Raw genomic sequence first — 7,049 nt, forward strand, 5'->3', positions numbered from 1 at the left:
TGGCGGCGAAGAGTTCGGCCAGGCGCGCTGTCATCGCCGCGTCCAGGCCGACGGCCGGCTCTACCTGCAGCGCGAGTTCGACCACGAACGCCGCCTGGCCGCACGCCTGAAAGAGGCGGCACGGCCGGCCGGCGGCCTGGACGCGGCGATGACAGCGCGCCTGGCCGAACTCTTCGCCGCCAACGTCTCGGCCGACGGCGCACCCGACTGGCAGCGTGCCGCCGCCGCGCTGGCGCTGCGCCAGCGCCTGGCCGTCGTCAGCGGCGGCCCCGGCACCGGCAAGACGACGACGGTGGTCGCGCTGCTGGCCTGTCTGCTGGCGGCAGACCCCGGCTGCCGCATCGCGCTGGCCGCACCCACCGGCAAGGCCGCGGCGCGGCTCACCGACGCGATCCGCCAGCGCGCCGCCTCGCTGCCCGCGGACATCCAGGCGCGGCTGCCGCAGGAAGCGAGCACCGTGCACCGGCTGCTGCGTGCCGGCCCCGAGGGCTTTTTCCACGACGCCACCCGGCCGCTGGCGCTGGACGCGCTGATCGTCGACGAAGCCTCGATGCTGGACCTGGCGCTGGCGCGGCGCCTGCTCGACGCGGTGCCGCCCGGCGCGCGCATCGTGCTGCTGGGCGACAAGGATCAGCTGGCCGCAGTCGAGAGCGGCGCCGTCTTCGCCGAACTCAGCGCCGACCCCTCGCTGACACCCGATTGCCGCGCCGAACTCGCCGCCGCCTGCGGCGTCGCGCCCGAGGCGCTGCAGCCGCCGCCCAGCCGCGCCGCGGTACTGCCCGACACGGTCATCTGGTTCACACGCAACTTCCGCTTCGCCGCCGACTCCGGCATCGGCCGGCTCGCGACGCTGGTCAACGGTGGCCGCGGCGACGAGGCGCTGGCCTGGCTGCGCGCCGGCGGCGACGCTTCGGTGCGCTGGCACGACGAGGCCGGCCGCGAGCCCGGCGAAGCGGTGCGCGCGGCCATCGCCGCCGGCGTCGCGCCCTACGTCCAGGCGCTGCGCGCCGACCCCCAGGACGCGGCTGCGGTGACACGCGCCTTCGAACGTTTCCGCGTGCTCTGCGCGACACGCGACGGCGGCCGCGGTGTCGCCGCGGTCAACCAGCAGCTCGGCACCCTGCTGCGCCAGGCGCTGGGCCAGCCGGCCGGCCCCTGGTTCGTCGGCCGGCCGGTGATGGTGCGGCGCAACGACTATGTGCTCAAGCTCTTCAACGGCGACATCGGCATCACGCTGCCCGACGCCGCCGGCGAGCTCGCGGTCGTCTTCCCCGCGCCCGGCGGCGGCTGGCGCCGCATCGCACCGGCGCGGCTGCCGCCGCACGACACCGCTTTCGGCATGACGGTGCACCAATCGCAGGGCTCGGAGTTCGAGCAGGTGCTGCTGCTGCTGCCGGAGCGCCCGAGCCGGGTGCTGACACGCGAGCTGCTCTACACCGGCCTGACGCGGGCGCGCGACGCCGTCGCCGTCGCCGGCCCGGCCGAGGTGCTGGCCGCCGCGATCCGCTCGCCGACCCGCCGCCGCTCCGGGCTGGCGGCGCGGCTGCACGAAACTCCCACCACATGACGACGCTGATCCACACCGCCGACTGGCAGATCGGCCGCCAGTACGGCGGCTTCGAACCCGAGGACGCGGCGGCGCTGGCCGACGCGCGTTTTGCCGCCGTCGAACGCATCGCGCATCTGGCCGCCGACGAGCAGGCCGACGCGGTGCTCGTCGCCGGCGACGTCTTCGACGCGCAAGGTGTCTCGGCGCGAACGATCCGCCGCATGTTCAACGCGATGGCGCCCTTCGCCGGCCCCTGGGTGCTGATCCCGGGCAACCACGACGCGGCGCTGGCCGAAGGCGTGTGGCGCCACGCGCTGCGCATGGGTGTCGTGCCGGCCAACGTGAAGCTGGCGCTGCAGCCCGGCGTCGTCGAACTGCCCGAGCAGCGCGCCGCGGTGCTCTGCGCGCCGCTGACCCAGCGCCACACCTACACCGACCTCACCGAGGCCTTCGACGGCTGGGCCACGCCAGAAGGCTGGCTGCGGCTGGGGCTGGCGCACGGCGCGGTGCAAGGCCTGCTGGCCGAGGACATCGACTCGGCCAACCCGATCGCGCCCGACCGCGCCGAGCGTGCGCGCCTGGACTATCTGGCGCTGGGCGACTGGCACGGCGCCAAACGCATCGGAGAGCGCTGCTGGTACGCCGGCACGCCCGAGCAGGACCGTTTCAAGGACAACGGCGCCGGCCAGGTGCTGCGCGTTCGCCTCGCCGGCCCCGGCGCCGTGCCCGAGGTCCAGGCGCTGCCGCTGGGCCGCCACCGCTGGCGCACGCTGGAGCGCCGGCTGGCCGTGCCGTCCGACGTCGAGGCGCTGGTCGCCGAACTCGCCGCCTGCGGCGCCGACGAGGTGCTGCAGCTCGCGCTCGCCGGCACGCTGGACCTGGCGGGCCGCGCGCGCCTGGACGAAGCCGTCGCCGCCGCCGAAGCGCGGGTGCGCGCGCTGCGCTGCGAGCGCGGCGGCCTGCGTCTGGCGCCCACCGCCGAGGACCTGGCCGCGCTGCACGCCGACGGCTACCTCGGCGAGGTGCTGGCCGAGTTGCGCGAGGCCGACGGGCCGGTCGAACAGGAAGCGCTGGCGCTGCTCGCCGGCCTGCTGGCCGGGCGCGAGGAGGCCGCAGCATGAAGATCACCCGGCTGCGTGTCGCCGAGCTGCGGCGTTTCCGCGAACCTTTCGAGATCAGCGGCCTGGCGCCGGGCCTGAACGTCTTTGCCGCGCCCAACGAGAGCGGCAAGAGCACGCTGGTGCGCGCCATCCGCGCCGCCTTCTTCGAGCGCCACCGCTCCAGCGGCGCCGAAGACCTGCGGTCCTGGGGCGACTCGGCCGCGGCGCCGACCGTCGAGCTCGACTTCACGCTCGGCGGCAGCGACTACCGCCTGGTGAAGAGCTTTCTGCAGAAGAAACGCTGCGAACTCGTCGCCGGCGCGCGGCGCTGGGAAGGCGCCGAGGCCGAGGACCACCTGGCCGAGTTGCTGGGCTTCGAGTACGCGCTCAAGGGCGCCAGCGGCCAGAAACACTGGGGCATCCCCGGGCTGCTGTGGGTCGAGCAGGGCACGACGCAGGCCATCGCCGAGCCGGTGGAACACGCCGCGGCCCACCTGCAGCGGGCGCTGAACGCCTCGCTCGGCGAAGTCGCGGCCACCGGCGGCGACGAGGTGCTGGACCGTGTGCGCCTGCTGCGCCGCGAACTGCTGACCGCCACCGGCCGGCCGACCGGCCCCCTCGCCGAGGCCCAGCGGGCCGCCGAGGAGAGCGCCGAGCGTGTCGCCGAGATCGAAGCCGCGGTGCATGGCCACGCCGAGCGGGTCGACAGGCTCAAACGCCAACGCGACGAACACGAGGCCGAAACCCGGGAAGCGCCGTGGTTGGCGCTGCGCCAGCAGCTCGCCCAGGCCGAGACCGCACTCGCCACTGCCGAGGGCCTGCAGCGCGAACACGACGCGGCGGCCGCCACGCTGCGCCAGGCCGACGGGCTGGCCGGGCTGCTGCGCCAGCAGATCGCCGACGATGGCAAGCGCCAGCAGGAACTGGCGACACGCGAAGCCACGCGCGCCGCCGCCCAGCGCCGGCACGAAGCCGCCACCGGCGCCGAGGCCCAGCGCCGACAGCAGCTCGCGCTCGCCGACGCGCAGGCGCAGCAGGCCGCGGCGCAGGCCCGGCTGGAGGCGGTGCAGACGCGCATCGCCGCGGCGCGCCTGGACATCCTGCGCCAGGACGTCGAACGCCTGCGCCGCAGCGCCGACGAGGCCGAACGCGCCCACCGCGCACGCGAACTCGAGGTCGCGCGCCTGACCGCCGAACTCGCCGCCGTCGGCGCGCAAGGCCTGGACGAGCAGCTCGCCGGCGAACACGCCACGGCCGAACACGCCGCGCGCCGACGCGACGAGCTGCAGCGCCGCGCCGCCGCGCTGGACCTGCTGCTGACGAAGCTGGAGGGCCGGCGCCAGGCGCTGACACGGCGCCTGCAGGCACCGCTGCAGAAGCACCTGGACCACTACGCCTCGCTGCTGTTCCCGGCCGGGCGGCTGGAGGTCGGCGAGAGCCTGCGCCCCGAGGTGCTGGCGCGGCCCGGGTTACGCGGCGAGGAGCGCGGCGCCTTCGAGACCCTGTCCTTCGGCGCGCGCGAGCAACTGGGCCTGGTCTGCCGCCTGGCCTACGCCGACCTGCTGCGCGAAGCCGGGCGGCCGACGCTGGTGATCCTGGACGACGCGCTGGTGCACACCGACACCGAGCGCCTGGAGCGCATGAAACGCATCGTCTTCGACGCCGCGCAGCGCCACCAGCTGCTGGTCTTCAGCTGCCACCCGGCGCAGTGGCGCGACATGGGCGTGCCGGTGCGGCGGCTGGACACCGACGGCTGAGGCCGCGGCCGCGCCGGCACGCACCCGACGTCCCCTCTCCCGCCCGCGGGAGAGGGCCAGGGTGAGGGTGGCGGCACACCACGAGCCCTCACCCCAGCCCTCTCCCGCACCTGCGGGAGAGGGAGCAGGCCCCAGCGGCGGTGCAGTCCACAAGGGGCGCACCACGCCCGCAGCCCGGCCCCGCCGGCACGCACCCGACGTCCCCTCTCCCGCCCGCGGGAGAGGGCCAGGGTGAGGGTGGCGGCACACCACGAGCCCTGCGCCTTTGACGCCACGGCGCGCGCTGCGGCGCGCTTTCGGCGATGCTCGCGGCCGATGTCGCTGCCCCCGCTTTCCCACCACGAGATCCTGGCGCTGGTCGCGCCGCTGTCGCGCCGCGGCTGCCGCGTCGACCTGGCGGCCAGCGACCGCCTCGCGCGCCGCCTCGTCTTCCGCCCGCTCGAACACGCCGCCGGCGCGCTGCCGGCGATCGTTGACGTGCTGGAGCTGGACTGCTCGGCCGAAGGGCGTTTCCGCCTCGCCCGCGTGCTGACGATGGCCGGCGCCCAGGCCCGGCTCGAAGCCGCCGGCAGCGACGCCGGGGCGCTGTACGACCGGCTCGCGGCCGTCGCGCCGCAGCGCGCCTTCAGCCGCGGCGAAGGCTGGACCGTGGCGCGCGATTACGCGGTCGACGGCGACGGCGAGGACGGCCTGGTGCTGGAGCGCGGTGTCGCGCGCATAGACGGCGGCCTGACGCTCAAACTCGCGCTGCCGGCGGTGCGGCGCATGTCGGCCGAGCTGACGCTGGCGGCCACCGGCGGCGCCGAGCTCGAGCTGCCCGAAGACCTGCTCGCGGTGCTGGGCTGGAACTGGGCGCCGATGCAGCGCAAACCCGGCGGCTGGGAAAGCCGGCTGCGCGTGCCGGGCAGCATCGCCCAGCGTTCACGGCGCGCCGAAGCCGCGCTCGACCTGGCCGCGGCGCACCTGGCGCGCACGCTGGCCGAGACGCCGGCGCAGTACCACGAGCGCCTGCAGCGCGCGCGCTGGGTGGCGGTGTTCCGGCGTGCGATCCCGTCGCTGACCGCGGTCGCGCTGGTGGCGACGGTGGCGCTGATGCCGCACGGCGGCGACGACCGGCGCGAGCCCGGGCTGTGGTTCGTGCTCTACCACCTGCCGACGCTGGTGCTGGCGCTGAGCTTCTGCGTGCAGGAGATGCCGCGTTTCGAGATCCCGCCGCTGCCGCGGCGTTCGGGCGCGGCCGACTGGCGGCGTGCGGCGCGCGCCGCACGCGCCTGAACCTCAGCGCCCGGTCGCCGGGTTCGAAGCCGGCGTCATCGCCTTGTCGGCCCGGTCGCTGCGGGCGCCGGGCGGCAGGCCGGGGGTCGAGCCGGTGGCCGGGTCCGCCGGCATCGTGCCGGTGCCGGACATGCCGTCGGCCGCGCCGCTGGCCGGCACCGCGGCCTTGTTGCCATCGCTGGACGTCGCGCCCGGCGGCAGCGACGACGGCGTGGTCTCGCTGCCCTGGCGCTGGTCCGGCGTGGTCTGGGCGGCGGCGCCGCTCGCCGCCAGCACGAGTGCCGCCAACGCCAGCGTGGTGGTGATCGTCTTCATCTCGGGCTCCTGTGGCCGTGGGTAGGCCTGACGGCCGGCAACCGGCGTTCCGCCTGCGCCCCTGCCGCCGGACGGGCCATTGCACCGGGGGCGGTGCTGCTGGTTAGGCTGCGGCCACGGCGCGTGCGCGCCATGTCGACGGAGGTCCTGCCGCATGCCTGCCCGCCCGATCGCGTCGCTGTCGCTCGGCTTCGGCCTCGTCAGCATCCCGGTGAAGCTGTATTCGGCGGCCGAAAACGCCGCCGGCCTGCGCATGCACCTGCTGGCGCCCGACGGCTCGCGCGTGCGCCAGCAGTACGTGTCGGACAAGAGCGGGCGCCCGGTCGAACGCGCCGAGCTGGTCAAGGGCTACGAGTTCGAGGCCGACCGTTTCGTGGTCTTCACGCCCGACGAGCTGAAGGCGCTGGACGAGACCGCCGAGCAGGCGATCGACATCGTCGCCTTCGTGCCGGCGGACGCCGTCGACCTGCTCTATCACGACAAGGCCTGGCTGCTGGCCCCCGACAAACGCGGCGCCAAGCCCTATGCGCTGCTGCGTGCAGCGATGCAGGACAGCGGCCGCTGCGCGCTGGCGCGCTGGACTTTCCGCGGCAAGCAGAGCGTGGTGCAGGTGCGGCCGCTGGACGACGGCCTGGTGCTGCAGCAGCTGTTCTACGCCGACGAGGTGCGCCGCCCGGCCGAGCTCGGCATCGCCAAGGTCGAGGTGTCCAAGGCCGAGCTGCAGCTGGCGCTGCAACTCATCGGCCAGATCTCGCAGGACGAGTACGACCCGGCGCAGTTCCACGACGAGGAGCGTGAACGGGTGCAGGCGGCGATCGAACGCAAGATCGCCGGCCGCGAGGTCGTCGCGACCAGACCGCGCGACGGCCAGCCCGAAGGCGGCGCCCAGATCATCGACCTGGTGGAAGCGCTGCGCGCCAGCCTGGGGCGGCGCGACGGCCCGGCGGCCAAGACCGCGGGCAAGGCGGTGGCGAAAAAACGCGCCGCCGACGGCCCGGCTGCGAAGCCGGCCCGGCGCGCCGCGGCCAAGACCGCGCCCGCCCCGGCGCGCAC

General features: G+C 75.4%; 6 protein-coding genes. 5 read left to right on the forward strand and 1 reads right to left on the reverse strand.

Translation table 11 applies throughout. From position 1 onward, the window contains the following. The 4 genes from recD to CKO43_RS24330 form a co-directional block, all read left to right on the forward strand. A partial coding sequence (gene recD / locus CKO43_RS24315; protein WP_200380275.1) for an exodeoxyribonuclease V subunit alpha occupies positions 1-1,567 on the forward strand: 1,567 nt, incomplete at its 5' end. Beyond that, positions 1,564-2,670: a metallophosphoesterase family protein gene (locus CKO43_RS24320; RefSeq protein WP_200380276.1), complete on the forward strand. Its 1,107-nt coding sequence runs from the start codon at positions 1,564-1,566 to the stop codon at positions 2,668-2,670. The genes recD and CKO43_RS24320, both read left to right, overlap by 4 nt. Next, positions 2,667-4,406: an ATP-binding protein gene (locus CKO43_RS24325; protein WP_200380277.1), complete on the forward strand. Its 1,740-nt coding sequence runs from the start codon at positions 2,667-2,669 to the stop codon at positions 4,404-4,406. Before CKO43_RS24320 ends, CKO43_RS24325 begins: the two co-directional genes overlap by 4 nt. A gap of 315 nt (positions 4,407-4,721) precedes the next feature. Further along, on the forward strand, positions 4,722-5,681 hold the full coding sequence (locus tag CKO43_RS24330) for a hypothetical protein (protein WP_200380278.1): 960 nt from the start codon (positions 4,722-4,724) through the stop codon (positions 5,679-5,681). A 3-nt stretch (positions 5,682-5,684) separates the two neighbouring features. Here the strand turns inward: CKO43_RS24330 and CKO43_RS24335 are convergent, their stop codons facing one another. Beyond that, a complete protein-coding gene (locus tag CKO43_RS24335; RefSeq protein ID WP_200230052.1) occupies positions 5,685-5,996 on the reverse strand; it encodes a hypothetical protein in 312 nt (103 codons plus the stop codon). A 154-nt stretch (positions 5,997-6,150) separates the two neighbouring features. Between CKO43_RS24335 and ku the strand changes: the two genes are divergently transcribed. Continuing rightward, positions 6,151-7,049 (forward strand): non-homologous end joining protein Ku (gene ku / locus CKO43_RS24340; protein WP_200380279.1); only part of this gene is annotated, 899 nt, incomplete at its 3' end.

The organism is Rubrivivax gelatinosus (assembly GCF_016583785.1).
Lineage (GTDB): Bacteria > Pseudomonadota > Gammaproteobacteria > Burkholderiales > Burkholderiaceae_C > Rubrivivax > Rubrivivax gelatinosus_B.

What these genes read in the sequence shown, in the direction of transcription:
- CKO43_RS24330 (WP_200380278.1), top strand. Translation starts at nt 4,722, where the DNA reads ATGTCGCTGCCCCCGCTTTCCCACCACGAGATCCTGGCGCTGGTCGCG.
- CKO43_RS24320 (WP_200380276.1), top strand. Translation starts at nt 1,564, where the DNA reads ATGACGACGCTGATCCACACCGCCGACTGGCAGATCGGCCGCCAGTAC.
- CKO43_RS24325 (WP_200380277.1), top strand. Translation starts at nt 2,667, where the DNA reads ATGAAGATCACCCGGCTGCGTGTCGCCGAGCTGCGGCGTTTCCGCGAA.
- CKO43_RS24335 (WP_200230052.1), bottom strand. Translation starts at nt 5,996, where the DNA reads ATGAAGACGATCACCACCACGCTGGCGTTGGCGGCACTCGTGCTGGCG.